The organism is Candidatus Laterigemmans baculatus (assembly GCF_010367455.1).
In the GTDB taxonomy this organism is placed as follows: Bacteria; Planctomycetota; Planctomycetia; order Pirellulales; family Pirellulaceae; genus Laterigemmans; species Laterigemmans baculatus.
In genome coordinates, this window is sequence record NZ_WRPR01000086.1 from 23,209 (window position 1) to 40,859 (window position 17,651).

At 63.3% G+C, this 17,651-nt stretch carries 17 protein-coding genes; 7 read left to right on the forward strand and 10 right to left on the reverse strand.

The genetic code is table 11. From position 1 onward, the window contains the following. Positions 1–10: 10 nt before the first annotated feature. From GNK13_RS16565 to GNK13_RS16575, 3 genes are read left to right on the forward strand one after another with little or no spacing between them, the layout of a single operon-like run. Complete coding sequence (locus GNK13_RS16565; RefSeq protein ID WP_235935271.1) at positions 11–799, forward strand: hypothetical protein; 789 nt, start codon at positions 11–13, stop codon at positions 797–799. Then, positions 796–1,179 carry a fluoride efflux transporter FluC gene (locus GNK13_RS16570; protein ID WP_203545375.1) on the forward strand — a complete coding sequence of 128 codons (384 nt, stop codon included), beginning with the start codon at positions 796–798 and terminating at the stop codon, positions 1,177–1,179. Before GNK13_RS16565 ends, GNK13_RS16570 begins: the two co-directional genes overlap by 4 nt. A gap of 10 nt (positions 1,180–1,189) precedes the next feature. Continuing rightward, positions 1,190–2,170 carry an ion transporter gene (locus tag GNK13_RS16575; RefSeq protein ID WP_235935272.1) on the forward strand — a complete coding sequence of 327 codons (981 nt, stop codon included), beginning with the start codon at positions 1,190–1,192 and terminating at the stop codon, positions 2,168–2,170. Positions 2,171–2,182: 12 nt separating this feature from the next. Here GNK13_RS16575 and GNK13_RS16580 read toward each other — a convergent pair whose 3' ends face one another. The 10 genes from GNK13_RS16580 to GNK13_RS16625 form a co-directional block, all read right to left on the reverse strand. Further along, complete coding sequence (locus GNK13_RS16580) at positions 2,183–2,371, reverse strand: hypothetical protein (RefSeq protein ID WP_164103673.1); 189 nt, start codon at positions 2,369–2,371, stop codon at positions 2,183–2,185. 41 nt (positions 2,372–2,412) lie between these two features. After that, complete coding sequence (locus GNK13_RS16585; RefSeq protein WP_164103674.1) at positions 2,413–2,940, reverse strand: response regulator; 528 nt, start codon at positions 2,938–2,940, stop codon at positions 2,413–2,415. Between the two features lie 924 nt (positions 2,941–3,864). Then, entirely contained in the window at positions 3,865–5,163 is a 1,299-nt protein-coding gene (locus GNK13_RS16590; RefSeq protein WP_164103675.1) for an amino acid deaminase, read from the reverse strand. After that, entirely contained in the window at positions 5,160–6,011 is an 852-nt protein-coding gene (locus GNK13_RS16595; RefSeq protein ID WP_235935274.1) for an amidohydrolase family protein, read from the reverse strand. Before GNK13_RS16595 ends, GNK13_RS16590 begins: the two co-directional genes overlap by 4 nt. Further along, the gene (locus GNK13_RS16600) at positions 6,011–6,955 is read right to left on the reverse strand and encodes a dihydrodipicolinate synthase family protein (RefSeq protein ID WP_164103677.1); all 945 of its coding nucleotides are present in this window, start codon (positions 6,953–6,955) and stop codon (positions 6,011–6,013) included. The genes GNK13_RS16595 and GNK13_RS16600 overlap by 1 nt, the downstream gene beginning before the upstream one ends. A gap of 10 nt (positions 6,956–6,965) precedes the next feature. Beyond that, the gene (locus GNK13_RS16605; RefSeq protein WP_164103678.1) at positions 6,966–9,581 is read right to left on the reverse strand and encodes a sodium:solute symporter family transporter; all 2,616 of its coding nucleotides are present in this window, start codon (positions 9,579–9,581) and stop codon (positions 6,966–6,968) included. 52 nt (positions 9,582–9,633) lie between these two features. Further along, positions 9,634–10,452, reverse strand: a complete 819-nt coding sequence (locus tag GNK13_RS16610) for an SDR family NAD(P)-dependent oxidoreductase (RefSeq protein WP_164103679.1) — start codon at positions 10,450–10,452, stop codon at positions 9,634–9,636. A 23-nt stretch (positions 10,453–10,475) separates the two neighbouring features. After that, positions 10,476–11,207, reverse strand: a complete 732-nt coding sequence (locus GNK13_RS16615; RefSeq protein WP_164103680.1) for a phytanoyl-CoA dioxygenase family protein — start codon at positions 11,205–11,207, stop codon at positions 10,476–10,478. A 6-nt stretch (positions 11,208–11,213) separates the two neighbouring features. Then, positions 11,214–11,648 (reverse strand): hypothetical protein, encoded by a 435-nt coding sequence (locus GNK13_RS16620; protein WP_164103681.1) that lies wholly within the window; start codon positions 11,646–11,648, stop codon positions 11,214–11,216. Further along, a complete protein-coding gene (locus tag GNK13_RS16625; RefSeq protein WP_164103682.1) occupies positions 11,645–12,610 on the reverse strand; it encodes a DUF1559 domain-containing protein in 966 nt (321 codons plus the stop codon). Before GNK13_RS16625 ends, GNK13_RS16620 begins: the two co-directional genes overlap by 4 nt. A 266-nt stretch (positions 12,611–12,876) precedes the next feature. On the opposite strand from GNK13_RS16625, the gene GNK13_RS16630 reads away from it, so the two are divergent. Genes GNK13_RS16630 through GNK13_RS16645 form a run of 4 tightly spaced genes read left to right on the forward strand, consistent with a single transcriptional unit; the run spans position 12,877 to position 17,561 of the window. Continuing rightward, positions 12,877–14,340: a hypothetical protein gene (locus GNK13_RS16630; protein ID WP_235935276.1), complete on the forward strand. Its 1,464-nt coding sequence runs from the start codon at positions 12,877–12,879 to the stop codon at positions 14,338–14,340. Positions 14,341–14,396: 56 nt separating this feature from the next. Beyond that, positions 14,397–15,395, forward strand: coding sequence for a sialidase family protein (locus tag GNK13_RS16635; protein ID WP_164103683.1), 999 nt, complete (start codon positions 14,397–14,399; stop codon positions 15,393–15,395). A gap of 4 nt (positions 15,396–15,399) precedes the next feature. Then, positions 15,400–16,431: a Gfo/Idh/MocA family protein gene (locus GNK13_RS16640; RefSeq protein WP_164103684.1), complete on the forward strand. Its 1,032-nt coding sequence runs from the start codon at positions 15,400–15,402 to the stop codon at positions 16,429–16,431. Further along, the gene (locus GNK13_RS16645; protein WP_164103685.1) at positions 16,428–17,561 is read left to right on the forward strand and encodes a M24 family metallopeptidase; all 1,134 of its coding nucleotides are present in this window, start codon (positions 16,428–16,430) and stop codon (positions 17,559–17,561) included. Before GNK13_RS16640 ends, GNK13_RS16645 begins: the two co-directional genes overlap by 4 nt. Positions 17,562–17,651 lie beyond the last annotated feature (90 nt).

Below are 17,651 nucleotides of genomic sequence, written 5' to 3' on the forward strand. Positions count from 1 at the left end.
AGGACCGATCGTGTTGAGCAAAGTCATCCTGACCCTTCTGATGCTGTGCGCCCCACCGAGCAGCGGCGAGCGGGAGCGGCAGTACCGCGACGTGGCTTGTGAAGGCACGTACTCGCACCACTTGCAAGGGGTGTGCGTTGATGAGGAATCGATCTACTGGAGTTTCACGACAACGCTGGTGAAGACGAATCTCGCTGGGGAGGTCATCCAGCGGATTCCGGTGGCCAATCATCATGGCGACCTGTGCTACCATGACGGCAAATTGTACGTGGCGGTGAATCTTGGGAAGTTCAATGACCCCGCTGGAAACGCGGACTCCTGGGTCTATGTCTACGACGCGGCGAGCCTGCAGGAAGTCGAGCGGCACGGGGTTCCCGAAGTGTTCCATGGAGCGGGTGGGATCGGATTCCGCGACGGGCGGTTCTTTGTCGTGGGGGGGCTACCCGCCGAGGTGGATGAGAATTATGTCTACGAATACGACGGCGACTTCCAGTTTGTGGGAAAGCACGTGGTGAAGAGCGGCCACACACACCTCGGAATCCAGACAGCCGCGTTTGCCCATGGACGGTGGTGGTTTGGGTGTTACGGATCTCCTCCGGTTCTGCTCGTCACGGGCGCTGATTTCGCGATGCAAGGACGCTATGAGTTCGATGCGTCGTTGGGCGTGGTGGGGCTTCCCGACGGCCGGTTGTTTGCCGCGAGTGGTCGCTGCGAGCAAGGCACCGGCTGCACGGGGCGAGTCCGCGTGGTCGTGCCGGATGAGTCGGCCGGCTTAAAACTCGGCCGCCAGAGGCCATGACCATGTGGGAGAGGATCGTGCTCTTGGCTTTGGCGGGAGCGGCTGGCACATTGGCGCGAGTCGGGATCGCGACGCTCGTGCAGCGGTTGTGTGGGGCTGGATTCCCCTGGGGGACATTAGCCGTCAACTCGCTGGGGTGCTTTTTGTTTGGATTGGTATGGGCTCTGGCCGACGAGCGGATGGCGCTGAGCTACGAAACGCGAGCGATTGTGCTCGGAGGATTCATGGGGGCGTTCACCACTTTTTCCACGTTTGCTTTCGAGACCAGCGGTTTCCTGAGCGAATCGCAGTGGGGATTCGCAGCGGTTAATTTACTGCTCCAAAACACGCTCGGGGTGATGTGCGTGTTTCTTGGATTCGCCGTCACGCGTTTGTGGTGAGGTGCGCAGCGTGGCTTCCTCATCGGGCTTGTCCGCGATTCACCCGCCGCGTTATCCCCAGCGCCCTCGCGAGCCTGGGCTCCGTCGCAAGGTGTACGACATTATCTTTGAGTCGGATACCTTTGCAGGTCGGCTGTTTGACATCGTGTTGTTGATCGCGATTTTCGCAAGCATTATTGCGGTTGCGACAGAGACGCTACCTCACGTGCAGGGCAAGCCGGGATGGCTGTTGGGGTTGAAGATTGCGGAGTTTATCTTCGCTGGACTGTTCTGCATCGAGTATGGATTGCGCGTTTATTGCTCTCGCTACCCTTGGAGATATGTGCTGAGTTTTTGGGGCGTGGTCGACTTGCTGAGTTTCCTGCCAGCCTTGTTATTCGGGTACGGTGCACCTCAGCAACGTTCGTTCGCGATTATCCGAGCCGTGCGGTTGCTCCGGGTGTTTCGGATTCTCAAGCTCTGGAGGATCCTTCGGGGAGCGGATGAGCTGTCGTGGGCTGTCTGGCGGGCACGCGAGAAAATCATTGTGTTTCTCGCGGTGGTGCTGGTCGCGATCACGATCAGTGGAACATTGATGTATCACTTGGAATACATCGAGCCGGAGCCGGGAGAGCTGACGACTCCTTCAAGGTTCAGCTCGATTCCGCAGGCGATGTACTGGGCGATCGTCACCATGACCACGGTAGGGTATGGCGACATCGTGCCCCTCACGACGCCGGGCAAGGTGGTTGCCGCTGCGTTGATTCTGCTCGGCTACAGTCTCATCATCGTCCCGACCGGGTTTGTGAGTGCCGAGATCACTTCCTTCAAGCAGCAGCAGATGGAAGCCGCCCGCGGGCGCGGCCCGTATGGCCCCTATGATCCGCAGGATGTCGAACCCACCGAGGGCGCACCGATCCGCCACTGCTGGCAGTGCAGCAATGAGCACCATGCCCCGGATGCCAACTACTGTGATTTCTGCGGAACCGCCCTGCCCTCGCGGTACGAGTAGACTGCGAAGAACCTACAGTTCTTCCTTGGGGTTGCCGTGCTCGTCGTAACGGACGTGAGCGAAATAGGTGAACACGACCAGCAGCGCCGGCGCCATGAACAAGAACAGGCTGCTGACCGATGCGCTGAGGACCACAATGGCCACGAAGAAGAGGGTCCACAGCCACCAGGTTTCGCGGAGCAACCCTTTGATTCGGTTCATGACTTCAACTCAATTCAATGGTTTTACCAGGAGCCGCGCGCTCAGCTCCGCGCTGCGACTGAGAGCGGTCTCGCGGCCGGTGCTACGCTCCCCGGGGGCGATCCGTTCAACTCGCGGAGCACCCCCTCGACGACGCGTTCCGATCTGCCGCGCGACTCGACCAGCTCGCTCAGTCCGGCGGCGAATTCCCAGTTCCGGTCGGCGTGGCTGAGGCGATCAAAATGCAGGATCACCCCCCGCCACGGCGGTCGGCCGCAGAGCTTCGCCGCACACTGCCAGCCGCTCTGCGAACGGAGGTCTCCGCGGATCACGATCAAGTCGACGTGGCGGTGACGCGCCAACCGCCAAGCGTCGTAAGCCCCGGTGGCGGTGAGCACTTCCACACCCTGCCGCTGCAGTTCGGCAGCGACAGCATAGCGAAAGGGCTCCCGGTCATCGACCAGCAGCACGCAGGCGACTTGGCCGGGTACCGCCAGCCCCACACTGGAGCCCGCGCCCGGGCTCGAGCGGAGCGACGGCGAAATCCATGGCGAGATCGAATCGGATCGATCGGTCCGAGCTGGCTTCATCAGAGCATCCTTTCCCCGCAATGAGGTCCTGGCAACGGTACACAGCAGGCGAGAGTTCAATCGGGCGTGCGGAACCTCCCGCAGCGCGGTGGTCGGCAAGCCAGATTTGTTCGCAAAGAGAGAAACGCGTCAGAGGCGCACTTCAACGGTTGCTTCGATCAACATCGCCAGCGGCAGAGCCGCTTCTCCTGGACGCATCCCGCACCCGCAGACAGCGGCAATGACAGCGCAACGCTGTTCAAAGTTCGCGGCGGTGGTTGGTGGAATGCGAGCAATTCAGACACTCTGGGGTGGTCGAGCAACAACTGGAGAGCCCGAACTGTACGCAGACCGATGGCCCTCAGCAAGTTCGGAATCGGCCGCTCGCCGCCACCGGCAGGCATTCCATCGAGCCGCCTCGCGCCACCGCGGCAGGTTGCCCCAGCCTGACGCCTGCTTGGACACTCGGGAGCGGTCCACCACACGGCCCCCACGTCTTTAGAGCTGAGGGCGAGAATCGCTCCCGAAGCCGAGTCGCAAGGGAGATCGGATCGCCTTGCGCGCTCTGCGGCGCCCCGCATCGCCACTGCCGCAACCTCGCAGCGACGGATCGGTGTGGCCGCGGCGGACCGATCGATTCTCTTTCCGCACCACCCACCCTGGCGGGAGGAGATCGCAGAGAAAATTTTTCGGCGCCCGTCGGGGGCCGGGGGGTCCGACAGCCAGAGGCGATCGCGGTGGATCAGAAATCCGCGTTGACTTCGTCGCCAGCGCGGCTGCGAGCGGAATAGAACGTCACAGCGTCGATCGTCGGCAACCGCCCTGCCCCAATCGCGGCCGGCGAGCAACCTCGTCTTCTTGTTCGATGTCTCGGGGGCGGTGAACCGGCCGAACAAGTTGCCATTGATGCGGCGAGGGTTGCAACTGCGGCTCGAACAGATCCCCTTAGAAGAACGTGCGGATGGCGTCGGTGACGTTGTATTCGTCATCGACCAGATGGATCAGTTGCCACTTATCGAACGTGGTGCAGGGATGGGAGATTCCCGAGGCGACCATGTCGCCGACGCGCAGGGGGGAGTCGGGTGGGAGCTCGACGAGCGCGTGCTGGTCGTTGAGCGCCTCGATCCGGTGTCCGGCGGGAATCGGTTCGGGGAGCTCGTGTTCGCCCGGCCGGAACCACTGGGTCAGCAGAGGGAGATGAATGTCGTAAGAGCAATCGCGGCGGCCCATCGTGAGCACCGCCCGCGTCGGTTCGGGCCGCGATTGCACATGGGCCCAGACCTCCAGGGAGCTGCGGAGACCTTCGCCCAGATCTTCGGCCCGTTCGCAGCGGCTTCGCAGACGCTCGTGCAGGTCTCGGTAGCCGACCGAGTCATGGGTTAAATAGCATCCGCTGCGGAGAATCACCTCCGGCGGAGTCGCAAACCCGTGCCGCTCGCTCGCTTCGACGACCAGATCGAAGAAGGCCGAGCCTCCGGCGCTGACGAGCAACGATTGGGGGTCGATCCAACCTTCGTTGCAGCCTGTCGTGGCGACTTGGCAGAGGAAGTCCAAGTAACTGCGGATCGCGGTCTCCGTCTCTTCGATGGAGCCGCCGGCAATGATTCCCTCAAAGCCCTCGACGCCTCGCAGCTGCAGGCCTTCGCCGGCGCGCTCGACTGCCTGAGCCACCTGCCGTGCATCCTCCAGAGAACGAACGCCGCAGCGACCCCGCGCGGCTCCGACTTCGAGGAGAACCTCGATCGGACGGTTCAAGCCGAACCGCCGTGACGCGCTGGCCAATATCTCGACCGACTCGACCGAATCGACCAGGCAGAGCAATTCGAAATCTTCGTCGATATGCAATTCGCGGGCGATGTAGTCGACCGCCGACGGTGCAATCAGCTGGTTCGCCAGCAGGACGCGGTGGACTCCAAAGCGGCGGGCGACGGCCAACTGATGGGCGGTCGCCAGCGTGATCCCCCGCGCGCCGTCCTCAAGCTGCAGGGCGAACAACTGCGGACTCATCGTGGTTTTGCCGTGGGGATACAGCTGCGCCCCCGTGACTTTCAAAAAGCGTCGCATCCAGGAACGGTTGTGTTCCAAGGCGCTCGTCTTAATGACCGCCACCGGGAGCGGCAGGTCTTCGGCCAACACATTCCATTCGAATTGGCGGATGCGGCCGAGCTCGAACGGACGGACCCCGGGAGGAACTCCTTTGAAAGAGTCGTCAATCCGCGAGGCTTCCAAGGGTTCCAAATTCATGAGTGCTCGAGTCCGAGGAGGCTCAGCGTGTCGCGGTGGATCATCTCGTCAATCGCTTGGGTGCTGAGCCGCGAAGCATCGCTGGTGGCGAACATCGAATTGAGTTCGGCGAGCGTTTTGAGTGTGGCGTTCACCGTGGTGAAGGGATAGTCGGTACCGAAGAGGAGCTTGTGCCAGACTCCATATTCTTGGACCAACATCAGGCTGTGATAGAACTGGAAGGGGCGATAATGCAGGGCACTGATGTCGGCATAGACGTGATCATGCTTGCGGATCACCGCAACGCATTCGCCTTCGTAGGGGTGCCCCAAGTGGGCCATGATGATTTTGACATCGGGAAACCGGCGGGCGACCGCGTCAACGTGTCGCGGCAAGGTGCACTCGAGCGGTGCTTGGGAGACGAACGTGGTCCCGGTGTGAAGCAGGACCGGCAGTTGATGCTCGGTTGCATACTGCCAGAGAGGATCGAGTCGTGACTCATCGGGAAAGAACCCGGCGTACATCGGCAGAAGCTTGATCCCCCGCAGCCCCAACCGTTGGTGGCCGTCGCGCAACTCGTCCTGCCAGCCCTCCTGCGTCGGATCGACCGAGAGAAAGCCGATCAATTGTTCGGGCTCGGTGGCGACATAATCGGCGACGTCTTGATCATCGACCCAGAGCCCACTCAGTTTCGCCTTGCCGCCAAAGACGACCGTGTGGGTGACATCGCTCGGGCAGCTCGCTCGGTACTCTTCAAAGCGGACCGTCAGATCGACTTCGACGCCGGCACGAGCCCGCCGCGCTTGTTCGCGGAAGCCGTCGGTGAAGTGGTCGGGGTAGCGGAAGTAGTGGCTGTGGACATCGATCATCACTGGAGATCCTCAAGGGTTTGCTGGAGTGCGGCGAAGTGGCGATCGACCTCATCGCGGGTCGCGTCGTCCAGCACGAATCCGACCGGTCCGCGGACGCGCGTGTTGCGGAAGATGCCGCGGCGGTGCAGCAGGTGCTTTTCGACAGCCAGATAAGAATCGAGCGAACTTTGCAGCGCGAGCAGGGGGCGGAGCGCCGCGTCGATCCGCTGGGCGGTCGCGGCGTCGCCTCGCTCTAGAGCGTTCCAGAGAGCGACGATGGCATCGATGAGATCGGCTCCTGGCATCGTTCCGACGATGCCACGGCGGTGGCTATCGACCAGCTCGCTGCCGCCGGAGCCTTCGAAGACGCGGCCCTTTCCCCCAGTCGCATTGAGCAACTCGGTCAGCCGCGGGCCAATCGGCGCGGCTTCTGGTTTGTACTGGACGCGCGGCCCAAAATCCTCCCGAAGGCGAGCCTGAAACTCGATGCTCATCGGCTTGCCCACGTACCCGCTGGCATCTTGCACGATGACGGGAATCGCGATCGCCTCGAGAATCCGCTCGTAGTAGATCCGCAGCTGATCTTCCTCAAGGGCGATGCTCAGCGGTGGAATCGCCATCACCGCGGCGGCTCCAACCGCCTCGGCGTGGCGGGCCAATTCGCAGCTGGCAAAGGAGCTCTCGGCACCGACGCTCACGACCACCGGCCGCCCCCCATCGGCCCGCCCCCCATCGCCCGAGCTCCACTGGCTCGCGCGGCGGCAGACGAATTCGGCCAGCTCGCGGCGCTCCGCTTCGGTCAGCCGCAAGACTTCCGAGACCATCGCGATCACCAGCCCATCGACGCCCTCGGCGAACAGCCAATCGATTTCGCGGGCGAGGGTGTCGTAGTCGATCCGTTCGTCATCGTGGTAGGGCGTTTGGAGGACGGGCAGCACGCCGCTGGGATCTGCGAAGGTCATCGAGGCTCTCTTAGTCGGCAAGCAGATCGCTCGGCTTCGTCTCGGGCCGGCGACCGAAGGGCAGCAGGCTGACGATCATACCCACGGCGATCTGGGCCAGGAAAGATAGCGGCATCGACCAGAGGAAGCTGATCCCTGGGGTGCCGGTGATTTCTTGCCAGTAGTTGATTCCACTGGCGACCAACAGACCGACGATCGCACCGGTAATCGTCCCCAGCGGCGTCGCCCAGCGGACGAACATGGCCATAAAGAACAAGCCGAAGAGGGGTGCGACCAACAGGTTGACCACCTTATAAGCGATCTCCAGCATATTTCCCTGGACGATCCCAACGAAGGAGCTGAGCACCACGACGACGACACCGATGATCGCGGAAATCATCCTTGCGCGGCGAACGTGATTGATCTCGCTGCTCGATTTGCGGAACCGATCGATGAAGTCGACCGTCACCACCGAGCAGGAAGAGTTGAGTCCCGAGGAGAGACTCGACATGGCCGCAGCGAGCAGGCCGGCGACGACCAAACCGCTGATTCCCGCCGGTAGCCCCAGCACAATGAACTGGGGAAACAGCTGGTCGGGGTTCGACGAGACCGTCTGCCCGTCGCCGAGGATATAGCGGTGTTCGCGAAAGTAAGCGAACAGAGCGAAGCCGAGGATCGCGAGAAACAGCTGGACCGAACAACTGGTCAGGAGCGAGATGTTGAACATCCGCCGTGCCGAGCGGACGTCGCGAGTCGCGAGATAGCGTTGGATCGCCATCTGGTCGGAACCCGAAGTGCAGACGAACCAGGTGAAGGTGGCGAGCACCGCCCCGAAGAGCGTGACGCGGGCGCTCGGGTCGTACCCGAATTTTGGCTCTTGCCAACTCGGAGCCCATTCGGTCGGCCACCACCCGGTGACGCCTCCCATCTCCGCGGTGATAACGATCAACACCAGGATCGCTCCGCCAAAGAGGATCGCTGTCTGCACGACATCGGTGAATACGACCGCCCGCAAACCGCCGAGCGAAGTGTAGATGACGGTGATCAGGCCGAGCAGCGCACAGAGCCAGGGGGTCGCTGAGGGATCGAGCCCGATCAGCGGTACGAGGACTTTGCTGATGGTCGCATAGATAATAACGGCCATCCACATCAGGCGTAGCGAAAGGAAGAAGATCGAGCCCAGCAGCCGCACGCTCAATCCCAGCCGAAGCTCAAGAATCTCATAAGCGCTGGTGACCTTCATTTTCATGAAATAAGGAATCAGGCCCCAGCCGACGACCCAGGCGATTAACGGAAACGCGAGCAGCGAGCTGAGCATCATCGGACCGTGCATCACGATCTCGCCCGGCCAGGAGAGATAGGTGATCGTGCTCAGCAGCGTGGCGAACAGCGACAGTCCGACCGCCCAGGGTTTCATCGCGCGGCCGCCGAGCATGTAGTCGTCGGTCGTGACCACTTGCCGCGAGTAATACCAACCGACCAGCAGCATCCCCAGCATGTAAAGCCCAATCACGACCCAGTCGAGTCCGACCATCCGGTGCGACTGGCGGCGGTCGATGCGGAGGATCGCGTGCGCAGCGGCCAGGCGAACATCCGCGTCGTCGGATTCGAGCAGCGGCCGCAGCTGGTCGACGTCGCTCCAGTCGCCCCCGTCTCCGATCGCCATCGCGGCGGCGTAGCGGTCGCCCGTCGCCGGCGACGTGAGCTGGGCTCGCACCGCGTCCCCCCAGCCATTCCGCGAGCGGCCCGGCGAAGCCAAGTCAGCTTCCTGCGAAGCCAAATCGGCTTCCTGCGCAGTCGACTCCGCCGCAGGCTCATTTCCTGCGGCAAGCCCGCCCCGCGGCGTGAGCAGCCAGGCGGTGCCGAGCAAATAGACTTTGGCCGGGGAGTCGTTCGGTTCGCTGGCCGCGGCGGCTTCCACTCGGGCGCGTTCCGAGGCGGTCGGCGGCTGTTGGAGATTGCGAATTGCAAAGGCGGCGCGGAGCCGAGCGATTGGATCCTCCGCCTCGAGCAATCCCAGCAGTCGCTCGCGAGCGGCGGTCTCTCCGGCGTCGGCCAAGAGCCACAACGCGTAGGCGGCGACGGCGGGATCGGGCGAGTCGGCCAGCTGCTCGGCCGCTTGGCGGTCCTCCCCCGTCAGCGACGCACCGAGTTTGGCGAGGGCTTCGGCGGCATGCACGCGGTCCGGACCCGCCGGGTCGCGGAGGGCTTGGCGAATCGGCTCCAAGCGCTCCTGGCGCAGTGCCGGCTGATCGGCCAGCTGGGCTCGAATCCGCCACACGCCGATCCGAACCTCCGGCTCGTCGGTGGCCAGCCCCCCCGCCAGGTTGTCGCCCGCTAGGTTGTCGCCCGCTAGGTTGTCGCCGGTTGGGGCGAAGACCTCGGCGACGAGTTCCCGGTCGCCGTGCCAGAGGAGCGCTTCGGCGGCGTGGATCCGCACCCACGGCGAAGCTTCCGCGGGAGGTTCGGTCAGCGCATCGCGGAGGGTTGCGACGAGCCGCTCACGCTCCTGCTCGTCGAGTCGCCGAGCCGGTTCCTCAGCTCTCGCGGTGCCGTTGCCGCCGAGGCAGCCGAGCGCCACGAGGACGAGGGTTACGAGCCGGTAGCAAGCGAGTCGCGGCAGTGGGGGACGCGGAGATACGGGCATGGCAAGTTCCTGGCAGGCGGGTGGTGAGGCCTGATCATAATGCGTCGGCAGGTCACCATGCGGTCCAACCGCCATCGACGATCAGGTTCTGGCCGGTCAGGTAGCTGCTCGCCTCGGAGGCCAGAAACACGATCGCTCCTTTGAGTTCGTGCGGCTGGCCCATTCGTCGCAGGGGACTTTTCTGCGCGAGCCGCTCGACTAATTCAGGCGGAGCTTGGGGATGGGGAAAGGGTCCAGGGCTGAGGCAATTGACGCGGACCCGGTCCTCGGCCCAGTAGGCGGCCAGGTGCCGAGTCATCTGCACCAACCCTCCTTTGAGCGCGTGGTAGGCGACCGGGCTAGCCGGGCAGAGATCGGCATACGCATCGGGGTACGAGCCGACGACACCATACATCGAACCGACCAAGACGATGCTGCCCCCAACCGGTGGCTGGCTTTCGGCTTGCCGCTGCTGGAGGTGGTTCCGCAGCAGGCGGGCCAGCAGGAAATAGCCGGTAGCGTTGGCCAGCTGTCGGGTGAATTGCTCGCCGGTCACGGTCGTCCAGTCATTGGCGAGCGGTTCGTGGCCGTTGTTGACCAGGACGTCGACTTGCTGGGCTCGTTCGACGGCGGTGTGGAAGCCTCGCTCGAGCGACGCTTCCTCCATGTGATCCAGTTCGACGCCGAGATGTTCGCCCGCTGCGACTGGGGGCAGTTCGGCGGCCGCCGCGGCGGCTCGCTGGGGATCGCGGCTGGAGATTACGACCCGTGCTCCGGCCTCGGCGAGCGCTCGCGCCATCGCCGAACCGAGATAGCCGGTTCCTCCGGTGATCAGCGCGACTTTTCCTTGCAAGTCGAACAACTGCTGGATGGTGGGTTCCTCGGCCGGCATGGGCTGTGTGTCTCGTTTCCGGTTCAGGCATTCTGCGGCGTGGCAGCCAAGGCTTGTCGGTAAGCCTGTTGCAGATCGTTGTCGGTCTCGGTGTGCGCGGCCCGGTAGACGATCACCAAACTCAAACGAGGGCTGGCCGAGCGATTCGGCTGGCTCTGATGGATGGTCTGGCAATGATGGACGAGCATGTCGCCGGCGTCGACCGTTCCGAGGAATGAGGGGAAGCGGTCGGCGGCCGATGCGTCGGCCAGTCCGAAGGAATTCCCTTTGACGCCCGAAGGTTTGTGTGGCAGCAGCGTGTGCTGGGAGCCTAAGAAATACTCCACCGCACCGTTCTCTTCGGTCGCCGGATCGAGCGCGATCCAGACGCTCAGCACGTCCGGCGGCCGTTGGCAGAAGTAGGCGTTGTCCTGGTGGGGTGGAACGGGCGAGCCGACGCGGGCCGGTTTGTTGAAGGATTCGACGCCCATCAGCACCGGTTCGCCCTGGACCAGGGGAGCGACGAGCTCGAGTAGTTCGGGACGCTCGGCGAGGCTCTGGAAAAACGGGTCGTGGGCGTTCATCCGCCAGAAATTGCGGACCGTCGTGCGATCACTCTCGAGCGTGTAGTCGGCATCGGGCAATTCCGGCGCGACATCCGACCGGTAGCGTTCAAAGGCGGCGCGAATCTCACTCAGCTGGTCCGCGGAAAACCAACCGCGACAGCGAATCACGCCGTCGCGGTGGTAGGACTCAATCCATTGGGAATCATTCATCGTGCGTCAGTCTTCCAACACCAATTGCACCTCGGTTTCCCCATCTTCCGAGACGGAGACCTTCAGCGGCGTGGTCTCGGGATCGGTGTAGGGTTTGGGGACCGAGTAGGCATCCTCCGGCGAGGTTCCATCGAGCGGCGGGGGGATGTCGATCGTCACCGAATGGGAGCCGACCACGGCCCCGTCGCCGGGTGCGTAGGTGGAAAGCTCGAACTGACCCTGCTCGTCGAGCAGGCCGACGCCAGGGTTGCCGACGCCGTCGGGATGGAAGGTCACCGTCCCCTGATTGACCGGCTGGCCATTGTAGGTGACCTGTCCGCTCACGTATGCCGTCGGCGGCAGGTTGGGATCGCGTGAGGGGCCGCATCCGCTCGTAAAGAGGCTGGAGGATGCGAGTCCCAGCAGCGCGAAGAGGGTGACGGTTCGCTTAGCGACGATCATTGAGGAATACCTCCCATGGGCTGCGCATCTTGAGGGTGGCCGAGTTGTTGATAGGTCACCAAATCGATTGTTTCGGGAAGGAACTGGACGCTCGCGTCGACCATCAAGAAATGGCAACCGCCCGGATGGAAGCTGCTGGCGGTGAAGCCATCGATCCAACCATGCTGGGTGGCGGTTCGCTTGCTGGCCCGGCCGTAGACGCGCATCGAGTGGTTCGGCCCGCGGTGGGTCGACATCGGCGCGTGCCACGACATCCAGCTCGGCCAGGCGTACCATTCGGGCGAAATTTCGCCGATGAACAACACGTTCGTCGTCCCGTCGGTCACATCGCTCATCCGCAGCGCCGCGCCCCGGCGGCGGTCAAACATCCCTTCCGGATAGGGAGACACGGAGAACACGTTGTCGTAGCCGTTGCCGTTGATCCCTTTGTAGCAGGTGACGCCGACCGGTTGGTCGCGGGGACTGGTGTTGGGAAACGCCCAGTTGGACCACAGGTACTGATTGCCGGTCCGAGAAAACTCACCGGTCGGATCGCTCGGGCAGACGTAGGTGGACATCGGCATCCGAGCGATATCCAGGTTCGACGGCGTTCCCACGGTGCTGGTCGACATCAGCTCGAAGTTGATCTGTTCGTGGAGCGCGGGTTGTTCGATGAACGGCAGGATCAGCGCTCGCCAGCTGATGCCGCTGGCCGTGCCGGCCGGGGGTTGTTTCGGGTCGCCGTTGGAGTTTCCGTTCCACCACATCTGGTTTTTGGGGAACGTCTTGAAAGTGTCGTGGTAGTTGTGCGTCGCTATCCCGATCTGCTTCAGTTTGTTCGAGCACTGCATCCGTCGAGCCGCTTCGCGTGCCGCTTGCACAGCTGGCAGGAGGAGCCCCACGAGGACACCGATGATGGCGATAACCACGAGCAGTTCCACGAGTGTGAAACCGGCTCGTCCGCGTTTGGGATCAGACCGCATGATACCTTCCCCTCGCATGGAATGATGAAAAACGAAATGCGTTCCATATATGGCTGGCGGCGGGACGGCTGAGCCCCGAGGCCAGGCTGAATGAGGTCAGGTCAGAGGCCCGTATGCGAGAAGGCTGAGTCTCCTCGATTCGGACCCGAGTGATCCCCCCGATTGTACCGGCTTCAGGTCGAAGTCAAGAAAATTCTTGCCACCCGTCGGAGCGGCACCTATGATCTGCCCGTTCTCCTACCGATCCCCCAGCAGGAGCTATCTCGATGCGGAGTTGGCCGATCGCGGCGCTGGCCGTCGCGTTACTAGGGCTCGTCCCTTGCGAAGCCGTTCAAGCGGAAACGCCCAATCCCATTGCGATCGGTTCGCAGCGCGAGCTGTTTGTCGATCATCATCTCATTGACCGGCTCGAGAGCGTTCGCCTGGTCCTGCATCGGCCGCGGGATGAAGGGCCGGTGCTCGACTTCGACCAGCCCTGGGAGGGGCTGTTTTCGGGATACGCGACGGTCATCCGGGATGGCGATCGATTCCGGCTGTACTACCGCGGGATTCCCACGGCCGGCAGTGACGGGAACAGCCGCGAGGTGACCTGCTACGCCGAGTCGACCGACGGCCTGCACTGGACCAAGCCGAAGCTGCGATTGTTCGAGGTCGAGGGGACCCGAGAGAACAACGTGATCTTGGCCGACGCGGCACCGGTGACGCACAACTTTTGCCCGATGCTCGACCTGAATCCGGCGGCCGACCCCGAGCAACGCTACAAGGCGATCGGTGGGACCGCTCGCAGCGGACTGATCGCCTACGTCTCGGCCGATGGCGTGAACTGGAAAAAGCTGCAGGACAAGCCGGTGTTCCAAGACACGGGCTGGGTTTTCGATTCGCAGAACCTCGCCTTTTGGTCGGAAACCGAGCAGCAGTATGTGCTGTACTATCGCAAGGCTCCCGAAGGCGTCCGGGCGATTGCTCGGGCGACTTCCCCCGATTTTATTCACTGGTCCGAGCCGGTGATGATGACCTACAGCGATACCGACAGCAGCAAGCCGAGCCAGCACCTCTACACGAACCAAACCCAACCCTATTTCCGTGCTCCACAGATCTATGTCTCGACGGCCGCCCGCTTCATGCCGGGCCGCCAAGTGATCTCCGAGGAGCAAGCGGAAGAGATCGATGTCCATCCCCGCTACTTCAAGGACACGTCCGACGCGGTGTTCATGACCTCCCGCGGCGGAACCCGTTACGATCGCACCTTCATGGGCGCATTCATTCGGCCGGGAATCGGCGTCCGCAATTGGGTGTCGCGAACCAACTACCCGGCACTGAACCTAGTTCAAACCGGTCCGGCCGAGATGTCGCTGTATGTCAATCAGGACTACGGCCAACCGACCGCCCACCTCCACCGGTACTCGTTGCGGTTGGACGGATTCGCCTCGGCTCAGGCACCGTACGAAGGGGGCGAGCTGATCACCAAGCCGCTGACGTTCAGCGGTGATCGGCTGCTACTGAATTTCGCCACTTCGGCCGCCGGTGGGATCCGCGTGGAAATTCAGGACGCGAGCGGCAAGCCTCTGCCCGGCTACTCGCTCGACGATGCGGTGGAACTCATCGGCAACGAGATCGAGCGTGAGGTTCGTTGGAATGGCGGCGCTGAAGTGGGTAAGATCGCCGACCAGCCCGTCCGGCTGCGCTTTGTATTCAACGACGCGGATATCTACGCCCTGCGGTTTGAGTGAGTGCCGAGTCCTGCTTCGGTGTGACAATATTTCCTACAGCTAAGTTGAGGCACCTGATGAATCGTTTACACTTCTCATGGCTTTCGGGGCTCTCGCTGGCATTCCTGCTGGCCGCTGGCAGTGCGTTGGGAGCGGATGCGGAGATCGTCGAGGTCCGCAAGATTTGGGACCAGGCGCCGCACAATGCGTTCACCGACTTGATCCGCTTCAAAGATCAGTGGTACTGCGTATTTCGCGAAGGCAAGGGGCACGTCTCTCCCGATGGTGCGCTCCGCGTGTTGCGTTCGAAGGATGGGAAAGAGTGGACTTCGGCCGCGCTGGTCACTTCCGAGAGCGGAGATTTGCGGGATGCCAAGATCACGGTCACGCCCGAGGGGCAGCTGATGCTGTGCGGGGCTTCGGCGCTGCACCAGCCCTCGGAGATCCGGCATCAATCGCTGGTTTGGTTCTCCGACGACGGGGAGAATTGGAGCGAGCCGGTGGAGATTGGCGATCCCGATTTTTGGCTCTGGCGAATCACTTGGCACAAGGGCGTTGCCTATGGAGTCGGGTACGCCACGGCCGGTCCGAAGAAGGCTCGGCTTTATAAGAGTCAAGATGGTCGCAACTTTGAAGTGCTGGTCGAGAACCTGTTCGACGTCGGTTATCCGAACGAGACCGGGATGGTGTTTCTCGAAGACGATACGGCGCTCTGCTTGTTGCGGCGGGACGGCCAGCCGAACGAAGCACTGCTCGGTCGCTCCAAGCCGCCCTACACCGAGTGGAGCTGGGAGGGTCTTGGCAAGCGGGTCGGCGGACCGCAGATGTTGCGGCTCGCCGACGGGCGGATTGTCGCCGCTGGCCGCGATTATGTCGGCGGGGCGACGACCCGGCTGTGGTGGCTCGATCCGGAGGAGGCCTCGCTCGAAGAAATCGCCAAGCTGCCCTCGGGAGGCGACACCAGCTATCCGGGACTGGTTTATCACGAAGGTCAATTGTGGGTCAGCTACTACAGCTCGCATGAGGGCAAGACCAGCATCTATCTAGCCCAGCTCAAGCTGCCGAAGGCGGAGTAGGCTGATGACGTTACGACCGCGATTGTTGGTCATCGGTGGCGGTTCGATCGGCGAGCGGCACGTCCGCTGTTTTCAGCACACCGAGCGGGTGGAGGTCGCCATTTGCGACACCAACGAGGAGCTCTGTGCGACGCTGGCCGAGAGGTATGGATTGCGGGAGCGGTTTTCGAGCTTTGACGCCGCCTGCGCCAGCGAACCCGATCTGGCGGTCCTCTGCACGCCGGCCCATCTGCACGTCGCGATGGCGACGCGGCTGATCCGGGCGGGAGTGCCGGTGCTGATCGAAAAGCCGCTCGGAGTGGGATTGGAAGGAGTCGACGAGCTGCTCTCGGCGGCCGAGACCCAAAGGGTGACGGCGGGCGTCGCGTATGTCTATCGCGCCCACCCGGCACTGGGGGCAATGCGGCAGGCGATCCAGGACGGACGGTTCGGCCAGCCAGTCCAGGTGGTCGCCGTGTTCGGACAGCACTTTCCCTTCTATCGACCCGCCTATCGCGAGATCTACTACCGCGATCGAACCACCGGCGGCGGAGCGATCCAAGACGCGTTGACGCATGTGATCAATGCTGCGGAGTGGTTGGTCGGGCCGGTGACCGAATTGGTGGCCGACGCGGACCATCTGGTGCTCGAAGGGGTGCAGGTCGAGGACACCGTGCACGTGCTCGCCCGGCACCGCCAGGTGATGGCCGCCTATAGCCTCAACCAGCACCAGCCAGCGAACGAAGGCACGCTCACGGTGGTGTGCGAGCGCGGGGTGGTTCGCTTTGAGATCCATCGCGGGCGTTGGATGTGGTGCGAGCAACCCGCAGAACCTTGGCAGGAAGAGCCAGCGGTGACGCTCGAGCGGGACGATCTCTTTCGCTGGCAAGCGGCCGCCTTCCTCGATGCGGTCGAGGGACGCGTGCCGCCGCTGTGCACGCTCGAAGAAGGGCTGCAAACTCTGCGGGTGAATTTGGCGGCGCTCCGCTCGACCGAGTCGCGAGCCTGGGAGGCGGTGGCGGCGCCCGCCCCTTCGCTGGTGGATCGCCGCCGATGAGCACGCACGCGCTCGTCTCGCAGCCGGAACTCGACCCGGAGTGCTCACGCCGTCGGCAGCGGCGGGTTCTGGAGTGCATGCAACAACTGAGGGTGGACCGCGCGGTCGTCGTGGCCCCGGAGCACGTCCAGTATCTGACCGGTTTCGTGCCGCATCGCTTACTTCCCGCAGCGGTTGCTCTCGAAGCCGATGGAACCTGCATCTTGGCAGCGGCGAATCAACAGCCGAAAGGGGCCGCCGTCGATCGCGTCGTGACCTTCGAGGCGCAGTGGCATGCGACGCTGCGGCAGGAACGGACGGCGGTGGCCGCCAGCGCGCTCGGTGCGGCCGTGCGGGGCCGAGCGGCCGCCAGGGTTGCTGTCGAGTTTTCCCGCGGTGGCGTCGCGCTGCTCGAAGCGCTCGGCGTCTCGGAGCTTTCGCGGACGAGCGATCTCGAGCCTACGCTGCGGCGTCTGCGGCGACACAAAGAACCGGACGAGCTGGCGATGATCCGTCACGCGATTGGTTGCACCGACGCGATGTACCGTGCCGCCCGCGAAGCGATCGAACCGGGAATTACCGAGCTGGAGCTGTTCAATATTCTGCAGTCAGCCGCGGTCACGGCGGCGGGCGAGCCGCTGACGGCGCTCGGCAATGACTTTCAGTGCAACGCGCCGGGAGGGCCGCCGCGAAAGCGGGCGGCCGAGGCGGGGGAGCTGTTCATCCTGGATCTGGGCCCAGCCTATCGCGGGTGGTACGCCGATAACTGTCGCACCTTCGCCGTCGATGGCCGCCCCACCGATCGGCAGCTTGAGGCGTGGGAGGCGATCGTGGCGGTCCTGCGGATGGTCGAAGCGACCGTGCGGCCGGGCGTTTCCTGCAGCGAATTGTTCGCCCGCGCTCAGCAGCAACTGGACGAGTTTCAGCGCGGCGGCTTCTGCCATCACCTCGGCCACGGGATTGGGCTGGAGCCGCACGAGGCTCCGCATCTGAATCCCCACTGGGACGAAGTCTTCGAGGAAGGCGATGTGTTTACCGCCGAGCCGGGGCTGTATGCCGACGAGCTCCGCGCCGGCATTCGGCTGGAGGAGAACTATCGAGTCACGGCCGACGGGGTCGAGCGGCTGACGAGCTTTCCGCTCGATCTCTAGCTGGACAGCGCCACTTTCTCACGCTGAATTGCCATAAAGTCAGCAGTGCCCAGCAGTTGGCTATCAAGTCGTTTAACGGCAAGCCGAAGG

Excerpts from the sequence above, each read along its gene's own strand:
- GNK13_RS16615 (WP_164103680.1), bottom strand. The coding sequence starts at position 11,207 with ATGAATGATTCCCAATGGATTGAGTCCTACCACCGCGACGGCGTGATT.
- GNK13_RS16625 (WP_164103682.1), bottom strand. The coding sequence starts at position 12,610 with ATGCGGTCTGATCCCAAACGCGGACGAGCCGGTTTCACACTCGTGGAA.
- GNK13_RS16610 (WP_164103679.1), bottom strand. The coding sequence starts at position 10,452 with ATGCCGGCCGAGGAACCCACCATCCAGCAGTTGTTCGACTTGCAAGGA.
- GNK13_RS16580 (WP_164103673.1), bottom strand. The coding sequence starts at position 2,371 with ATGAACCGAATCAAAGGGTTGCTCCGCGAAACCTGGTGGCTGTGGACC.
- GNK13_RS16605 (WP_164103678.1), bottom strand. The coding sequence starts at position 9,581 with ATGCCCGTATCTCCGCGTCCCCCACTGCCGCGACTCGCTTGCTACCGG.
- GNK13_RS16595 (WP_235935274.1), bottom strand. The coding sequence starts at position 6,011 with ATGATCGATGTCCACAGCCACTACTTCCGCTACCCCGACCACTTCACC.
- GNK13_RS16570 (WP_203545375.1), top strand. The coding sequence starts at position 796 with ATGACCATGTGGGAGAGGATCGTGCTCTTGGCTTTGGCGGGAGCGGCT.
- GNK13_RS16590 (WP_164103675.1), bottom strand. The coding sequence starts at position 5,163 with ATGAATTTGGAACCCTTGGAAGCCTCGCGGATTGACGACTCTTTCAAA.
- GNK13_RS16630 (WP_235935276.1), top strand. The coding sequence starts at position 12,877 with ATGCGGAGTTGGCCGATCGCGGCGCTGGCCGTCGCGTTACTAGGGCTC.
- GNK13_RS16645 (WP_164103685.1), top strand. The coding sequence starts at position 16,428 with ATGAGCACGCACGCGCTCGTCTCGCAGCCGGAACTCGACCCGGAGTGC.
- GNK13_RS16640 (WP_164103684.1), top strand. The coding sequence starts at position 15,400 with ATGACGTTACGACCGCGATTGTTGGTCATCGGTGGCGGTTCGATCGGC.
- GNK13_RS16585 (WP_164103674.1), bottom strand. The coding sequence starts at position 2,940 with ATGAAGCCAGCTCGGACCGATCGATCCGATTCGATCTCGCCATGGATT.
- GNK13_RS16600 (WP_164103677.1), bottom strand. The coding sequence starts at position 6,955 with ATGACCTTCGCAGATCCCAGCGGCGTGCTGCCCGTCCTCCAAACGCCC.
- GNK13_RS16620 (WP_164103681.1), bottom strand. The coding sequence starts at position 11,648 with ATGATCGTCGCTAAGCGAACCGTCACCCTCTTCGCGCTGCTGGGACTC.
- GNK13_RS16635 (WP_164103683.1), top strand. The coding sequence starts at position 14,397 with ATGAATCGTTTACACTTCTCATGGCTTTCGGGGCTCTCGCTGGCATTC.